Raw genomic sequence first — 15,760 nt, 5'->3', positions numbered from 1 at the left:
GCGCCTCATGGCCCCGGGGCGGAGACCACCGGAGGAGCGGTCTGCGCCCCTGCCTTCCGCCGCGCGGCCAGCACCGTGGGCACGGCCAGCACCGCCATGGATGCGACGACGAGCGCGGCGCCCACCAGCTCCAGGGCCCCCGCGCCCGGCTGCCCCAGCGTGACGGACATCACCACCGTGGCCACCACCCCGGCGAGCACGCTGGACGCGCGGTTCACCGGCACGCAGAAGGCATTCTCCCGCCCGTCCAGGAGGATGAGGCCGCCGAAGATGCCGGTGGCCTGCGACAGCAGTCCCACCGCGACCTCGGAGGCCAGGTGGCCTCGCGACCAGGCCCCGGTGAAGCCGTCGCGGATGTCCCCGAGCACGCCGTCGCCGCCGATGAGGGCCAGCATCGCCAGGGTGCTCACCAGCACCGGCGTGGCCACCATCTGCTCCTCCACGAAGTAGCGGATGGAGACTTCACGTTCACCGGACTTGGCCAGCTGGCTCATGGCGCGCAGCCGGAAGAAGTAGGCCGCCAGGTACACGCCCACGTCCACCGTGGCCAGGAGCGTCAGCGTGGGGCTCACCGACGAGCCCGCGGCCACCGACACCGCCGCGAAGCTCAAGCCCAAGGCCACCCAGGAGGGCCAGCGCACCCGCCGTCCACTGAGGACATCCACCAGCGGCGCCAGGACGAGCACGCCGCCGCGCATCAGCAGCATCATGAAGACGATGGACGCCCCCGGCAGGGTGTACGCCAGCGTCGTGGTGCCAATGATGGCCGCCGAGCAGAACCCCGACAGCAGCGTCCACCGCCCCGGCACCGGCACCTGGAGGCCCAGCACCTGACGGTGCCCCGCGTGACGCCACCAGCGCATCCACGTGAGGAAGGCGAACATCCCCACCAGCGAGGCCGCGGTGCTCACCGGCAGGAGCGTGAAGCCGGAGATGCCCTGCCCCATGCCGGGCAAGGCGCCTCCGGACAGCGCCTTCGTCAGCGCGCTGTAGGGGGCATAGGCCACGAAGTAGCCCAGGGCATACCCCCAGATGCTCAAGTCACGGACGTCATCATCTCGAAGGGGCGTGGCGGACAGGACGTGTTCCCGGGTGGAGGTGGAACTTGAAGTGTGCAAGCCGTACGCCGGGAACGCGACGGGCCTGGGCACGCAATCGTTTCCGGACGGGCGCGTATGCAGCGGTGTCACGGCTTTCACAGGAGCCTCGCATGCGCTCGTCCCCCTTTGCCGCTCTGGCCCTCGGGCTCACCCTCGCCACCCCTGCCCTCGCCGAGGACGACGCGAAGCCACCCCAGAAGTGGAAAGTGGTGTGCGCCACGCAGTCAAAGGACGGCAGCCGCGCCGTCCAGGGCACGGACCTGATCATCGAAGCGGGTGAGAAGGTGAAGGACGGCGTCGCCGTGGAGGGCAACGTCATCGTCCGCAAGGGCGCGGTGGTGGAGGACGTCGTCGCCATCCGGGGCCGCGTCATCATCGAAGCCGGTGCCCGGGTGACAGGCAGCGCGGTGTCCCTGGGCGGAGAGGTCCGCGTCCACAAGGGCGCCGCCGTCGAAGGGAACGCCATCGCCCTGGGGGGACGGCTGAAGGTGGATCTGGATGAGGCGGTCAAGGGCGACAAGGTCAGCCTCTCCTTCGAGATTGGCGGCCGGGACATCGTGCGCGGCTTCATTGAAGACGCGCTCGACGAGGAGACCGGCTGCCACATCGTCGACGAGCGCGACGACAAAGACGTCTGAGTCACGCGGCGCTGGCCGGCCCCGGAGGCACGGCCGGCTCGGTGCCGGTGCGCGTCAGCGGCATCAGCGAAGCCCGCAGCGTCAAGATCTGATCGCGGGCCAGACTCTTCAGCGTCTCCACGTCCGCCAGCGTCATCCCCTTGGTGGAGATGGGCGTGCCCACCGTCACCAGACCGCGCGAGGTGGCGAAGCGCCAGGAGTGCTTCGGCAGCGCGCGCCGCGTCCCGCTCACCGCCAGCGGCAGCACGTCCGCCTGCGCTTCAATGGCCAGTCGGAACGCGCCGTCCTTGAAGGGCAGCAGGTCATCCGTCTTCGAGCGCGTCCCCTCCGGGAAGATCATCACCGGCATGCCCTTGGCCAGCCACTGGCGGCACTTCGCCATGGCGCCCGTCGCCGAGTCCCGGTCGCCGCGGTGCACGGGGATGTCCCCCGCCATCCACATGCTCCAGCCCACCACGGGAATCTTGAAGAGGCTGGCCTTGCCCAGCCACTTCATCTCCCACGGCAGGTGAGAAATCAGGAACGGGTCCGCGTTGGACTCGTGGTTGCTCACGACCACCGTGTTCGGCGCGAGCTTGTCCGGCACCTGGCCGTGCACGCCGAAGCGCCAGAACGGCGTCAGCTTCGCCGCGGTGACGCCGATGAGCCGGAAGCAGCGCCCCGTTACGTGGCGCTTGCGGTCAAAGGCCCAGGTCAGGATGGCCAGCGACAGCTGCACACAGAAGCCGACCAGTGCCACCAGGCCAATCTCGATCCACGTCCAGATGGAGAGCAGTGCGTTCATGAGAGCCTCGAACAAGCGTCAGCGAACCGCGGGGTCCAGGTCCACGCTCACCGGACAGTGGTCCGAGCCGAGCACGTCCGGGTGGATGCCAGCCTTGCGCACGTAGGCCATGGCCGCTGGCGAGGCCAGGACATAGTCGATTCTCCAGCCGATGTTCTTCTCCCGAACGCCGAACCGCTGACTCCACCACGAATAGTGCCCCCCACCCTTGTTGAAGTGGCGGAAGGTGTCCACCCAGCCGGCGCGGAGCCACCGGTCGAACTCCTCGCGCTCCTCGGGCCGGAAGCCGCTCGTCTCCCGGTTCTCCTTGGGCCGCGCCAGGTCGAGCTCTTGATGCGCCGTGTTGAAGTCGCCCATCACCAGCACCCGGCCACCGTCGCGCAGGGGCTTCTCCAGCCGCTCGAAGAGGCGCCGGTAGAAGGTCAGCTTGTAGGGGATGCGGCTGAGGTCCCGGTCCTTCCCGTTGCCGTTGGGAAAGTAGCCGTTCACCACGGTGAGCTTGCCGAAGCGGGCAATCTGCAGGCGCCCTTCGACGTCCAGCTCTCCCACGCCGAGCACCGTCACGACTTCATCGGGCTCCAGGCGGCTGTACAGCCCGACGCCGCTGTAGCCCGGCCGCTCCGCCGCCACGAAGTGCGTCTTCCACCGGGGCGGTGAGCGCACCTCGTCGGGGAGCTGGTCGGCGCGCGCGCGGACCTCCTGCAGGCCAACGACTTGCGCTCGGCACCCCGCGAGCCAGGGCAGGAAGCCCTTGCGGTGCACCGAGCGCAGTCCGTTTACGTTCCACGAAACGACTCGCACGGGGAAGGCTTATGGCCCGCCCCGTGCGGCATTACCAGCCCCTACCGCACACACGGGCGGTAGGGGCGGATTGCTACGGCTCCGCCGCGCTCGACGTGTTCTGCGGCTGGCGCGTCGGACGGATGATGAAGTCCGCCGCGTTGTCGTCCGAGTCGTGGCCGTTGCCCAGCAGCGCGTCCGCGCCGGTGGTCATGGACTCCACGGTCGACGTGGCCGAGGCCTTGCGCTCGAAGCTGCCGGCGGCGGGCGCCGAGGCCGGGATGCGGTTGCCCTCCGGCTGGTTGGCGGTGCTGCCGTAGCCCACGGTGTCCACGACCAGCACCGAGTCGATGGGGTCGCTCCCCTCCAACTCCGGGTAGCCGATGCGCACATGGCCGCCGGCAGCGCCCATCGCGAAGATGGTGCCCCAGCTCACGTCACGCCCCGTGGCGCCGCTGCCCGAGTACGCGCCCGCGCCCACCAGGAAGTAGCCGCGCGGCGCGATGATGGAGCCGTCCGGCAGCGAGTAGTTGCCGGTGTAGCCGGAGGTGCCCGTCGCGGACTTGTACTGGAGCTTCCAGCCGCTCAGGTCCACCGGGCTCGACGTGGGGTTGTAGAGCTCGACGAACTCATCGCCGGCACCACCCGGGCCCTGCGGCGCGATCTCGCTGATGACCACATGGCCCGTGCTGCTGCCGCCGCCGCTCACCTGCACCGCCGCCGCGATGGACGAGCCGTTCAGCGCGGCCACCAGCTGACCCTCGCCGCCCTCGCTGCCCGCGGTGAAGTCGAACTTGGCGGACAGGCTGTTGGCCGTCACCGTCACCGTCGCCGGCACCGTGCCCAGCGACGCGGGCTCCAGCGCGAGCTGGATGACCGTGTCCTGCGCCGGGGGAACGTCCAGCTCCACCGTGAAGCCCTGCGTCTGGCCCGCGCTCACCGAGATGACCTCGGGCGACAGCGTGGACAGCTCAGCGGCCTGATCCTCCGCGAGCACCCGGACCGTGGCCTCGCGCGTGTCGCTGCCCAGCGTGGCCGTCAGCGTCGCCTTGTCCGTCTCCGGATCCGCGGCCAGGTTCGCCGTCACCTGCACCGTGGCGGAGCGCTCACCCGGGGCGATGCGCACCAGGCCGCCCTGCACATTCAGCACGGCGCTGGACGAAGCAACCTCCACCCAGACCTCCGCCGGAGCGTCCTCACGCAGGCGCACCGTCAGCGCCTCGGGGAACGTCGCCCCCGTGGTGCCGGAGCGCGCGAAGGTGCCCGTCGGACCGAAGCTGTCCAGCGAGACCTGGACCGTGCCCGCGTCGGTGCCGGCGTCGTCCTCGCCCGTGCCCGCGTCGGTGCCGGCGTCGTCCTCGCCCGTACCCGCGTCGGTGCCGGCGTCGTCCTCGCCCGTACCCGCGTCGGTGCCGGCGTCGTCCTCGCCCGTGCCCGCGTCGGTGCCGGCGTCCAGGTCAGGCCCCGGGCCGCCATCCAGGTCGGTGCCGGAATCCGGCTCACCCGAACCGCCGTCCTCCTCCGAACCCGCGTCCGGCTCACCGGAGCCGCCGTCCTCGGCCGTGCCGGAGTCCGGCTCGCCCGAACCACCATCCTCGGTGGTGCCCGCGTCCTCTTCGCCGGTGCCCGCGTCCTCTTCGCCGGTGCCCGCGTCCTCTTCGCCGGTGCCCGCGTCCTCTTCGCCGGTGCCCGCGTCCTCTTCGCCGGTGCCCGCGTCCTCTTCGCCGGTGCCCGCGTCGGTGCCCGCATCGTCCGTGGTGGGACGCCGGCAGGAGTTGTCACAGGTGTCGTCGTTGTTCCGGTTGCCGTCGTCGCACGTCTCGCCAGCCTCGACGACGCCATTGCCGCAGACGGGCCGGACTTCAGGATCGTCGCCACATGCGGACATCAAAAGGAGCAGCGCGGACAGCGGCGCCAGCATCTGCCGGTAGGACCAGGGCATGAGTAAAGAGTCTCCGTTGAACCTTGAAGAGCCCCCTGCATCCCATATCTGTCACCCGCGACGCAATCTGGGCGGCAGTTTCCGTTTTCACTGGACCCAAGCCCGGCTCTTGATCCACCCGGCGGCAAGGGCCGAAGGGTGGGAGCCAGGGCCGGCCGTCAGGCTCGCTTTTCAGCGAGGATTTCCATGACGATCTCCGTCGTGGAGCCCCGTCGCGCGGCCTGCTCGGCGTGACGCCGGGCTTCTTCCCGCTGACCCAGCCTCCAGTGCATCTCCGCGATGTTCGACAGAATCGCGTGGGACATCTCCGGGTCACCTGACTTGCCAGTGTGGCCGTCCACCGACGACTCGTTGGCGGCGAAGGCCTTGTGGAACCAGTCGAGCGCCTCCGCGTGGCGGCCCAGCGCGTCGAGCGCGGCGCCGTACAGGTTGAGCAGCCGGGCGCGCCCCACGGAGTCACGCGCGGCGCGGAGGGCCGGCTCGATGCGCTCCAGCGCCGCGGTGGGGTCATCGCGTTCGAGCCAGGCGACGCGCGCGTCGAAGAAGCGCACCTGCCCATCCTGGGGCGCGTCGGCGAGCGCCGCGTCCGCCACCTGGCGCGCCTCCGTCAGGCGCCTGGCCTTCACCAGGGACCATCCGAACTGAAGGCGCGAGAACACGGCCAGTCGCGTCGTCTCCGCATGGCGGCTCGCGTGGGCCGCGTTCCGGGCGAGCGCCCGCCCGAGCTCGGCGCCCCGTGGGTCTCCGCGCAGCAGCCCCTGGAAGAGCAACTGGTACGCCAGCTCCGCGTCCGCCTCCTGCTCACACTTCGCCAGGGTCTCGTACAGCCTGGGAAGCACCCCACGGGACTCCCAGTACGGCCAGGCGAGCGTGAAGAAGCGCTGCCAACCCGTCCGGTGTGGCTCAAGGGGGACCTCCTGGGGCCAGAGGGGGCCTGCCGCGGCCACCGCGCTGGCGATGCGCTGCGCCGTCCAGTGCCGCACCGCGCTCGCCGAGCCCTCCGGCGCGTCGTCGCTGAAGACGCTCGCGACGAACTCGCTTTCATCAAGGCGGGCCTCGTTGCCGGCCCTCACCGTCTCCTCGTCGGGAGCCCAGCCACTGCGCACCAGGGGGAGCAGGAGCCTGTCCGTCTCGGCGCCCTGTCGCGCGCGCGCGGACTCGAGCGCGGCTCGCAGGCGGACGATGCGCGCGTCGCTCAGGGCAGCGAGCGCACGCGCCAGCACCTCGTCAACCTCCCCAGGCGACGCGAGGTGGCGCTCCAGCAGGGGCACCGTGGCGTCCTCGTCGGCGCGGCCGAGCTCCACGCGCGCCTGGAGCGCCAGACGGGTGTCGCTGGCATCAACGAGGCTCAGCAGCCGCGCGCGGGCCCCGGCGTGGCCGCGCCGGGCCAGGGCGATGAGGCCTGGGAGTCCTTGGTGAGCGTCGCGCGCGGCCACGGCGAGCCACGCGCGCGCGCAGCCCTCCAGGTCGACGTCGAGCAGTTCGAGCGAGAGCCGGCCGGCGGCCTCGAGCCCTTCCTGCTCGAAGAGGGCCAGGACGTCGGCGCGGACGGCGGCGTCGCGGCGCGCGCGGGCCACGAGGTTCGGCATCGACAGGCCCGCATCCGCGGCGCTCAGCAGCTCCCGGAGCGTCCGCTCAGCGCGCGGCGCGTCCGCGGCGCGGTGGGGCAGCGCCGCTCCCCCTCCCGGGAGGACGTCGAGGACCTCGAGGCCATCCTCGGTGTCGAGCGCGAGCAAGAAGGTCCGCGCGGAGGTGCGGTGCGCGAAGGCCGCCGCGGCTTCGCGGAGGAGCGCGCGGCACACCCGGAGCTGCTCGTGCATGGCGCGCTGCTCTCGCGCGTCCTCCAGCGCCCGGGTCTGTCGTTCCGCGGCCATGGAGGACGCGGGGGCGACCCGGGGCGGCGGTGGCGTCCCAACCCCCTCGAGCGGCAGCGCCCCGGAGTTGTCATACCCCAGGGACACAACGCTGCAGGGCGGCTGGCCGCGCAGGCCGGCCCACAACCCCGTCATCCAGGTGAGGACGAGGCCCCCCAGGGGCGCATGTCCCCCGCCGGCGGGGGCCCGGACGCCGTCGCGCGCCCACGCCTCCAGGTGGCCGAACAGCCACTCCCGCACTCGCGGGAGGAGGGACTCAACGTGCGCGGTAAAGGGCGCCGTGTCGAGCTCCACGGACGACAGCGGCAGCACGGTGTCATGGGTGACGGCGGTGCCCTGGCTGCCCGAGAGGGAGAGGGCCCGGGGGCCAAGGCGGGAGCCATCCGCGCCCACCAGGAAGACCTCGCGCGCGACTGCGCCGGAGACCTCCACCACACGGCCGCGCGCCGAGAAGGCCCACGGCGCCGCGTCGCTCGCCGCGGCCGTCGGGGAGGCGCCCAGGTGCAGCTTGTGCTTGCCGCGCAGCATCTCGCCCACCTCCACCAGCCAGACCCACTCCCCCCGGGTCAGCGCGGCGGCCCCCTCACGCGTGGAGACGAGCTCGAAGTCCACGTCGTCAGTCCAGCGCCGCAGGGGGACCGGCCGCGTGGGCTCGCTCACGTCGAAGAGGACCAGGTGCCGCCCGGCGGTGACGAGCAGCTGTCCAGGCCCGGTGAAGCCGAGCTGGCCGATGGCGCTGTGGCCAGGCATGGCGAGCGGGGCCAGCCACTGCAACGTGTCGCCCGTGACGCGGTAGAGGTTGAGCGCCTCGCCGTTCGCGCAGGCCAGGAGCGCGCCCTGCGCGGCCATGGGGCCGTCCCCTGCGCGGGGGCTCTGGAGCGTCGCTCGTGCCTGGCCCGCCGCATCCAGCAGCACGAGCGTCGAGCCCACGGCCGCCACGACCCCGGACTCCAGCGCGACGAGCTCCTCGATGCGGGGGCTGAACGTGGCGAGTGTCTTCGCGCCCCCGTCCGCGCGGTACTCGCACAGCGTGCCCTCCTTGTCAGCCCCCCACCAGCTTCCACCGGGGCGCTCCACGACCGCGAGGAAGTACGAACGCTTGGACTCCGCGTCGGCATCTTCGAGTGGCGCGATCAGCGCCCGCGTGGCGGGCTCGACAGCGAGGATCCGCGCCGGCTCCAGCCTCAGCGGGGAGAGGTCGAGCCGCTCGCAGGCGTCGCGGCTGGCGCGCACGGCCGCTTCGAAGTCCCGGTGCGCCTTCAGGATGGGACTCAGCCCGGGCGAGGCCTCCACATGAACGAGCAGGTGCTCGCGGACCCCTCCGGCGAGGGCGGCGCGCAGCGTGGCGGAGGCCTGCTCCGGCGCATGCGCATGCTGAAGCAGCGCGAGCACCGCCAACGCGTCACTCCCGGAGCTGTCCTTGTCGACCAGGGGCAGCGCCTCGTCGAGGCGCCCGAGTGCACCGAGCGCCAGCGCCCGCTCCGGGAGGGCATCATCGCTGGCCACGCGCAGCACGTCCTCCCAGCGCCCAAGCCCGGTGAGGGCCCGTGTCTCCATCCAGGACGAGCGGTCCTCTTCGGAGAGCTGCTCGAAATGGGCGAGCACCGTGGCCCACTGCCCTGCGTCCAGCGCGTCCGCGGCAAGCGCGCGTTGGAGGGCGCCGCGCGTCGGCGCGGCCACCTCGAGGCCCGCCAGAAGGCTGATCAGCCGCTCGAGGCTGACGACACGCGCGAGGCCGGTGACGTACCGGAGCTGCTCCTGGGCGGTGGGAAGCGCGGCGAGGGTGGCCGCCACCTCCTCGGCGCTCGTGGGCAGCGGTGGCGCCAGGTCGCCAGCATCGAGCCCGCCGCTGGCCCTGAAGAACCCGAGCAGGGCGTTGATGATGGCGGGCGGCGTTGGCCCTCCGAACCGGGGGTGGGTGTGGCCCGCGCTGAAGCGCACGTCGAAGTCCTCGCCCTTGAAGCGCGCGGTGACGTGCAGCGCCTTCCGGTCCACGCGGGCCCGGACGACCTGGGCATGGGACCAGCAACGGATGGCGGGCGGCCCGCCACTTTCACCCTCGCCCTCCGGGTAGAAGAGGACCATCGTGTCGCCTTCGAGGGACGCGCGCGGATAGACGCTGCCGTAGCCGTGCTCCTTCCGGTGCTCCTGCACGGGCCAGAGCGGGGCGCCTCGGGGGTGACAGAAGGAGACGAGTTGGGCCTCGGTTCCGTCCATGGACACGAAGACGCCCACGGGCTGCTCGAAGCGCTCCGCCAGCAGGCGCGTGCCAAGCTCGATGGCGCTGGCGACGAGGGCGCGGTGGAGCTCGAGCCACCAGGCCAGGAAGGAGGCATCGCGCGCCGCATCGTGGAAGTGGAGCGGCGCGAGCGGCGTCCAGTCCTCGGGCGGGGGGAGCGTCCGTTCCCCTCGGGACAGCGCGTCGAGCTCGTCGAGCCACGGCGTCAGCGAGACAAAGCCGGCGGCCGCCGCGTCTCCCGTCACGTAGGGGTAGTTGTCCCACTCGGTGCCAAGCCAGACGCCCACGCGCAGCCGGTCCTGGGTGGGGGCGAGCACGATGACGCGCAAGTCCTGGGCGTGCACCTCGTCCGCGAGCCTCGCGGTGATGACGTCCAGGAGCTCGGTGGGCCAGGTGGCGGCGAAGGCGGGGCGCCGGGCGTGATGAAGCGCGGGGAGTGCCATGCGGCGCAACAAACCACGGACCTCCCGACTCGGCGAAGCGCATCCCTCGCCAACGGGCACGTACCGAGTCCCCGCGTCATCAGCGCGTGCTGGCATACTCCAGAGTGGGCCATCCCGGCCCCGTAGCTCATTACCTTGGTGGAAGGGCGGTGGTCATGCGTTCCCGCGCTTGCATCGGACTCCTCCTTCTTCTCTCCGCCTGCGCTACGTCGACACCGTCGCCCAGCGCGCGGGGAACTCGGATCCAGAGAATCGCCAACCTTCAGCGAGCGGCGGCGCTGCCCTGGACGGACGGCGGGCAGTGCGTTGTCCGCGAGGCTTCCCAGCCTTGGCCCGTGCTGATTGAGCGGTGCTATCAAACCCTCGACCATGACCGGCTCGAGTTCCACGACACCACCGGAAGATGCGCGGTCGCCTCCGCTGGCGCTGGTGCCCTGGGCGTCGGGCTCTGCGTTCTGCTGGCTCCTGAAATCGTTGTGGGAGCCGTCATCGTCCTTGGCGTGGTGGTGGTCGCCGTCGCCATCAAGGAAGAACTGGATGCATATGCGCTACGCCACGCCTACCCCGAGGAGGCAGGGGCCTCACGAGGAGCGAAAGTGGCAACCCGGGAAGCTGTAGCGCAACGCAAACCCAAGCTGAAGCCCGATCCAGCGGGACAGGACTGGCAGCCCCCGGTGCCACCTGAACTCGTGGACCGGACGCGCCGCGCCAGTTGCGAGCCTGTTCCAGTGCCCCACGCGGGCGAGGACGACCCACACAATGAGTGCGCCGACCAGTTCCCGCCCAACCGTTATCCCGGAATGGATGTGCTTGTTGGCGGTGTACGCTTCGATGCGCTTCAAGTCGGCAGGCGCGTGCTCTGGGAGATCAAGACCCATCGGTTTGATTTGTACAATGATTTCATCCAAGACCAGGAGATCAAGAGGGAAATCGAGCAGCTACGAAAGGAGAGAAAAGCTGCTATGGCGTGCGGATACGAATTTGTCATTGGGGTGAGTACCGAGGCGCACAGAGACGCGCTGTTGCAAGAGAATCAGTCCCTGAATGTCGTCGTCACGGGGTGTAAGCGATGACTGCGCGAAAAAGACTCACCTTCATCGTCTACGCGCCTGCGCTTGCGGGCAGAGATCGCCGCGCAATCGATAGCATTCATGGGATGGAGAAGACGCTTCCCGGCTTGCGGCTGGAATGGCGGCTTTCCAAGAGCGGGCGCCCCATTGCATTGCCGCAGCGTGACGCGTGGCTCATGGAAAAGATTGAGGACGGAGGTTTCCCGATGGTGTGTAACGGGGACGAGCGCTACCCCGTGACGGTCTGGGGAACGGAAAACCCGGGCCCCTTCAGCCCAGGCGGTCAGGCCCAGTTTGAGGTGCACGCGAAACTGCCCTTGGACGAGCCGGTGATCGCGTCGGCGGTGGCGGTGCTTGAGGGCGTGGCGGAAGGGGCACATGCGCTATGGGGACGAGCGACGCCCTACGACGCGGCGGTGGACATCGCGTATCAGACAGCCCCCACGCCGCAAGGGCCGCCGTCCCCTCGCCGGGGGTTGCCCGCCCTGAAGCTCTTCGAGCACCTCCGCGCGCCCGAGATTCCCTATTACCTCGGGTGGCTCAACTACTGGTCCGCCGCTGCCGCGCAAGCCATCGGGTTCCCGGACCCGACCCGTGACGCCGAACTGCTCTCGCGAGCGCGGCGCACGAAGTCGGGCGGCTGGGTCGTGCAGCTCACCGACGCGCCGCTCGACCTGGACAACCCCGCCCACCTGGACGCGCTCCTGCGGGCCTATGAGCGGTTCCCGGAGATCGGCGGACGCGCAGCGCCTTGACCCACTTCAAGGGCCCGGGACGCGGCTGCGCTCCAGGCGCTAGGCCGGAGGCACCGGAGCGTGCTCCCCGACCGCATGGGGCGACTCCAACCCGTGGTCCACGAGGAAGACACGCACGGCCTCGGCGATCTCCGACCCGGCCTCCAGCAGACCCGCGTGCCCCGCGTCATCCACCCGCATCCAATGCGCGTGTGGCATCACGTCACGCATCCGCTCCATCTCCCCCAGCGGGACGAGCATGTCGTTGCTGGCGGCGACGATGAGCGTGGGCACCTGCACCGTCCTGGCCACGTCCCAGGCGTGGCCCTCCACCATGCCCCGGAGGGTGTACCAGTAGGCGCGGGGGCTCATCCGGCGCAGGGCGAGCATGAACTCGTCGATGTCCGCCCGAGGCGCCCGGGCCCGAAGCGCCCCCACCATGCGGCCCAAGGGATAGGCGAAGCGGCTGGCCATCACCGCGTGCGCCACGGGCGCCGCCAGCGGCAGCGTGGGCGTGGCCAGCTTGAGCATGCCCCGGGCGGCGGACAGGAACGCGCGCGCGCCCGCCGTATCCGCCCCCGAGCCGAACGCGCCCGGCGCCCCGGCGATGAGCGTCATGGACGGCACCAGGTCCGGCCGCCGCCGGTACAAGTCCAGCAGGACGCGCACGCCCATGGAGAACGCCACGTGGTGCGGCGGCTTGCCGTCCCCTCGGGCCATCAGCGCCTCGGTGACGCGCTCCAAATCGTCCACGTGCACGGGAATCTGGTACCCGTCCGCCAGGGACTCATCGCTGCTGCCGTGGCCCCGGTAGTTCCAGTGCACCACCCGGTGGTCCTGCTCCAGGTTCGCCACCAGGTAGCGCCAGAAGTTCTCCGAGGAGCCAATCCCGTTCGTCAGCAGCACCGTGGGGCGGGCCACCAGCTCCGAGTCGGCGGTGGCCTCCCGGAGGTTGCCGAAGTGGGTATGCCAGGCGACCCGGGTACCATCCGGGGCAGTCACAAAGCGCGTGGTGCGACGGTAGGGCATGCCACCTCCCACCATGCGGCCCCCGGGCCGGAGGCGCAAGCATCAACCTGCCCTGACGGGCGTGTGCCGGGGTATGAGGGGGCGCCATGCTTTGCGTCGACGTGGAACGGTTCGATATCCGCCCTGCCCTGGCCCACTACGCCGAGCACGGCTACGCGAAGCTGGGCCGCGTGCTGGGTGACGAGGGCCTGGACGCGCTCCGCGAGCGAGCCGACGACCTGATGCTGGGCCGGGTCGTCCACCCAGGCCTCTTCTTTCAGCCGGACGCCACCACCGGCCGCTACGAGGACGCCCCCCTGGGCCTGGGCTGGCAGGGCCCCTCCCTGGACTACCGCAAGCTGGAGAAGCTGGAGAAGGACCCGCGCTTCCTGGCGTGGCTGGAGAACCCGCTGTTCGAACGCCTCGCCCGGGCCCGCATCCCCGGCGACATCGTCCTCTACCGCGCCATCCTCTTTCACAAGGGACAGGCCGGCGGCAGCAACCTGCCCTGGCACCAGGATGGTGGCCGGCTGTGGGGGCTCACCCGGGAGCCGGAGCTGCAGGTCTGGACCGCGCTGGATGACGCCCCCGAGGACGGCGGCTGTCTGGAGGTCATTCCGGGCAGCCACCGCGGCGGCCTGGTGACGGCCCTGGGCGGGGTGATTCCTCCCGACGCGGTGGCGGCGGCCGACGCCGAAGCCCGCGTCGTGTCCCTGCCGGTGCGCGCCGGCGAGGCCCTCCTGGTCCACAACCACCTCTGGCACCGCTCCGGACGCGGGCGCCCCGGCCTGCGCCGCCGCGCCTTCTCCGCCTGCTACATGGACGCGGACGTGCGCTGCCTGCGCAAGAAGAAGGCCCCGCGCGTCTTCCCGCCCGTGTTCCGCCGCTGAGCTCAGCCCACCAGGGGCATGCGCAGCGGCGGCGCCACCGGCTCCTTCGCGCGCTGCGCCACCGGCAGGGAGACGCGGAAGATGCTGCCCCGTCCCTCCTCGCTCTCCACGGAGATGTCTCCACCAAAGCCGGTGACGATGCCGTGGCAGATGGACAGGCCCAGCCCCGTGCCCTCACCCACCGGCTTGGTGGTGAAGAAGGGGTCGAAGATGCGGGCGCGCACCTCCGGCGGCATGCCCACGCCCGTGTCCCGCACCTCGATGACGACGCGGTCCCCGGCCGTCCGCAGGCTCAGCCGGACCTCGTGCCGCTCCGAATGGCCCAACGGGATGGCCTGCGCGGCGTTGATGAGCAGGTTGAGGAACACCTGTCCGAAGCGGCCCTCGTTGCCCTCCACCAGCGGCACCTCGCGGTAGTCGCGGACAAGCCGCGCGCGCAGCTTCAGCTCGCTGCGCGCCAGGGTGATGGCCGACTCGAGCACCGCCTTCACGTTGACGGCGGTGGCCACCTCGTCGTCGCCCCGAGAGAAGGTCCTCAAGTCCCGGACGATCTGCCGCACGCGGTGCGCGCCGTCGGTGGCCTCGCGCAGCACCTCCTCCAACTCCCCCATGCGGCCCGGCGGCAGCTCCCGCGCCAGGGCGTGCAGCTCGCCCGCGAGGAACGACAGGTTGGAGAGGACGAAGGCCAGCGGGTTGTTGATTTCGTGCGCCACGCCCGCCGCCAGCGTGCCCACCGCCGCCAGCCGGTCCGACACCACGAGCTGCGCCTGCATGGCCTTGCGGTCGGTGACATCCACCGCCACGCCCGCCAGCAGCCGCCGCCCCGAGCGCTCCCGCACGATGAAGCGGTAGGTGAGCCAGTGGCGCTCGGTGCCGTCGCGCGCGGGAATCATCGTCTCGGAGATGCTCTGCTTCCCGGACGCGAGCACCGCCTCGTCGTCCCGGCGCGACTGTTCGGCGGAGGCCGCGGGCATCAGCTCCAGATCGGACACGTGGGACATGTCCACGCCCACCGGGTAGCCGAAGAACCGGCTGTAGCGCGCGTTCACCCAGATGCGGCGGCCCTGCTCGTCCTTCATGAAGGCCACCGCGGGGATGTTGTCCATGAAGGACGCGAACAGCTCCTGCGACTCCTCCAGCGCGCCCATCGCCAGCGTGTTCTGCGCCATCAACTCCTGACGCGCCTGGGCCTCGGCCGCGTTGCCCATGGCCGCGCCAAGCAGGCCCGCCATCAGCTCCAGCGTGCGCACGTCCCGGTCCTCGAACGCGTTCGGCCGCCGGCTGGTGACGTTGAGCGCGCCCACCGGGCGGCCCTCGCGCCACAGCGGGACGCAAATCATCGACCGCGCGCCCACGTGGCGCAGCGCCGCCGCGTTGACCCGGACGTCCGTCTCCGAGTCATCCGTCCGCATCACCTCGCCACTCAGCAGGCTGGCGCCCGTGAGGCTGCCCTCCACCTTCAGCCGGAAGCCGATGAAGGGCGCCAGGCTGCCAGTGGCCACCAGGTAGTTCACCTCCGCGGTCGCCTCCTCCAGCAGCGCCACCGCCGCGCCATCCGCGCCGCACAGCACCCGCGAGCGCTCGCACAACATCCGCATCAGCTCGTCGAGCCCGAAGCCCGCCATCGACACGTCCGACTGCATCTGGATGATGGAGGCCAGCCGCGACAGCTCACCCCGCGCCTCCGCCTCGGACGTCTGCCGCTGACGCCGCGCCGCCATCCGCCGCTCCAACAACACCCGCCGCGCGCGCACCTGCACCGGGGTGAAGGGCTCCACCAGGAACTCATCCACCCCCGCGGCCAGCAGCGGCTCGAGCCCCGTGTCGGTGCCTTCCCGCGCCAGCCCCAGCACCAACGGCTCCTCGGGACGGGCCCGCGTCCGCAGCGTGTCCAACCAGCGCGCGTCCTCCGCCAGGTCCGCCGCGTCCACCACCAGCACGTCCACGGGCCCGTGCCCCAACGCCGCGCCGGCCTCCACCAGGTCGGCGGTGATGAGCACGGCCTGGCCCTGTCGCCGCAGCTCCTCCGCCACGGGGTGCCGCGCATCGGTGGTGAGACACAGGAACTTCATCCAGTCGCCCTGCTCCGTGGCCCCAAACACACGGGCTGTAAAATACTACGGTTCTGCAGCATGGCATTTCCAGCCGGGAGCCTCCGGAGCGCTGGGGTCAGGTACACCCCACGCCCGCTGGAAACATGCGGGACCGCGGGCAAACGGGTGGCCACGGGGTGGCGCCAGGACGTTATCCTCCGCGCG

At 71.1% G+C, this 15,760-nt stretch carries 11 protein-coding genes; 4 read left to right on the top strand and 7 right to left on the bottom strand.

The genetic code is table 11. The features are described 5' to 3' along the window. Positions 1–5 precede the first annotated feature (5 nt). The gene (locus HV824_RS12455; protein ID WP_255207986.1) at positions 6–1,040 is read right to left on the bottom strand and encodes a hypothetical protein; all 1,035 of its coding nucleotides are present in this window, start codon (positions 1,038–1,040) and stop codon (positions 6–8) included. 170 nt (positions 1,041–1,210) lie between these two features. Here HV824_RS12455 and HV824_RS12450 point away from each other — a divergent pair, with 170 nt between their 5' ends. After that, the gene (locus HV824_RS12450; protein WP_176417070.1) at positions 1,211–1,738 is read left to right on the top strand and encodes a hypothetical protein; all 528 of its coding nucleotides are present in this window, start codon (positions 1,211–1,213) and stop codon (positions 1,736–1,738) included. 1 nt (position 1,739) lies between these two features. On the opposite strand, the gene HV824_RS12445 is transcribed toward HV824_RS12450, so the two are convergent. From HV824_RS12445 to HV824_RS12430, 4 genes are all read right to left on the bottom strand, one after another. Further along, entirely contained in the window at positions 1,740–2,522 is a 783-nt protein-coding gene (locus tag HV824_RS12445; RefSeq protein ID WP_176417071.1) for a 1-acyl-sn-glycerol-3-phosphate acyltransferase, read from the bottom strand. A gap of 18 nt (positions 2,523–2,540) precedes the next feature. After that, positions 2,541–3,323, bottom strand: coding sequence for an exodeoxyribonuclease III (locus HV824_RS12440; protein WP_176423354.1), 783 nt, complete (start codon positions 3,321–3,323; stop codon positions 2,541–2,543). Between the two features lie 73 nt (positions 3,324–3,396). Then, positions 3,397–5,244: a lamin tail domain-containing protein gene (locus tag HV824_RS12435; RefSeq protein ID WP_176423353.1), complete on the bottom strand. Its 1,848-nt coding sequence runs from the start codon at positions 5,242–5,244 to the stop codon at positions 3,397–3,399. Between the two features lie 158 nt (positions 5,245–5,402). Further along, the gene (locus HV824_RS12430) at positions 5,403–9,800 is read right to left on the bottom strand and encodes a tetratricopeptide repeat protein (protein ID WP_176423352.1); all 4,398 of its coding nucleotides are present in this window, start codon (positions 9,798–9,800) and stop codon (positions 5,403–5,405) included. Positions 9,801–9,955: 155 nt separating this feature from the next. Between HV824_RS12430 and HV824_RS12425 the strand changes: the two genes are divergently transcribed. Together HV824_RS12425 and HV824_RS12420 are read left to right on the top strand one after the other, a co-directional pair. Beyond that, on the top strand, positions 9,956–10,873 hold the full coding sequence (locus HV824_RS12425) for a DUF6310 domain-containing protein (protein WP_176417075.1): 918 nt from the start codon (positions 9,956–9,958) through the stop codon (positions 10,871–10,873). Further along, positions 10,870–11,625: a DUF5953 family protein gene (locus HV824_RS12420; RefSeq protein WP_176417076.1), complete on the top strand. Its 756-nt coding sequence runs from the start codon at positions 10,870–10,872 to the stop codon at positions 11,623–11,625. Before HV824_RS12425 ends, HV824_RS12420 begins: the two co-directional genes overlap by 4 nt. A gap of 39 nt (positions 11,626–11,664) precedes the next feature. On the opposite strand, the gene HV824_RS12415 is transcribed toward HV824_RS12420, so the two are convergent. After that, on the bottom strand, positions 11,665–12,633 hold the full coding sequence (locus HV824_RS12415; protein WP_176417077.1) for an alpha/beta fold hydrolase: 969 nt from the start codon (positions 12,631–12,633) through the stop codon (positions 11,665–11,667). 86 nt (positions 12,634–12,719) lie between these two features. Between HV824_RS12415 and HV824_RS12410 the strand changes: the two genes are divergently transcribed. Beyond that, a complete protein-coding gene (locus HV824_RS12410) occupies positions 12,720–13,502 on the top strand; it encodes a phytanoyl-CoA dioxygenase family protein (RefSeq protein WP_176417078.1) in 783 nt (260 codons plus the stop codon). A gap of 2 nt (positions 13,503–13,504) precedes the next feature. On the opposite strand, the gene HV824_RS12405 is transcribed toward HV824_RS12410, so the two are convergent. Beyond that, the gene (locus HV824_RS12405; protein WP_217917340.1) at positions 13,505–15,574 is read right to left on the bottom strand and encodes an ATP-binding protein; all 2,070 of its coding nucleotides are present in this window, start codon (positions 15,572–15,574) and stop codon (positions 13,505–13,507) included. Positions 15,575–15,760: the final 186 nt, after the last annotated feature.

This window comes from Myxococcus sp. AM009 (genome assembly GCF_013372605.1).
Lineage (GTDB): Bacteria > Myxococcota > Myxococcia > Myxococcales > Myxococcaceae > Myxococcus > Myxococcus vastator.
This window is presented reverse-complemented; position numbering and strand designations above follow the sequence as displayed.

Bases quoted from the DNA above. Each gene is read 5' to 3' on its own strand.
- HV824_RS12425 (WP_176417075.1), top strand. From the start codon at position 9,956: ATGCGTTCCCGCGCTTGCATCGGACTCCTCCTTCTTCTCTCCGCCTGC.
- HV824_RS12435 (WP_176423353.1), bottom strand. From the start codon at position 5,244: ATGCCCTGGTCCTACCGGCAGATGCTGGCGCCGCTGTCCGCGCTGCTC.
- HV824_RS12445 (WP_176417071.1), bottom strand. From the start codon at position 2,522: ATGAACGCACTGCTCTCCATCTGGACGTGGATCGAGATTGGCCTGGTG.
- HV824_RS12420 (WP_176417076.1), top strand. From the start codon at position 10,870: ATGACTGCGCGAAAAAGACTCACCTTCATCGTCTACGCGCCTGCGCTT.
- HV824_RS12415 (WP_176417077.1), bottom strand. From the start codon at position 12,633: ATGCCCTACCGTCGCACCACGCGCTTTGTGACTGCCCCGGATGGTACC.
- HV824_RS12410 (WP_176417078.1), top strand. From the start codon at position 12,720: ATGCTTTGCGTCGACGTGGAACGGTTCGATATCCGCCCTGCCCTGGCC.
- HV824_RS12430 (WP_176423352.1), bottom strand. From the start codon at position 9,800: ATGGCACTCCCCGCGCTTCATCACGCCCGGCGCCCCGCCTTCGCCGCC.
- HV824_RS12450 (WP_176417070.1), top strand. From the start codon at position 1,211: ATGCGCTCGTCCCCCTTTGCCGCTCTGGCCCTCGGGCTCACCCTCGCC.
- HV824_RS12405 (WP_217917340.1), bottom strand. From the start codon at position 15,574: ATGAAGTTCCTGTGTCTCACCACCGATGCGCGGCACCCCGTGGCGGAG.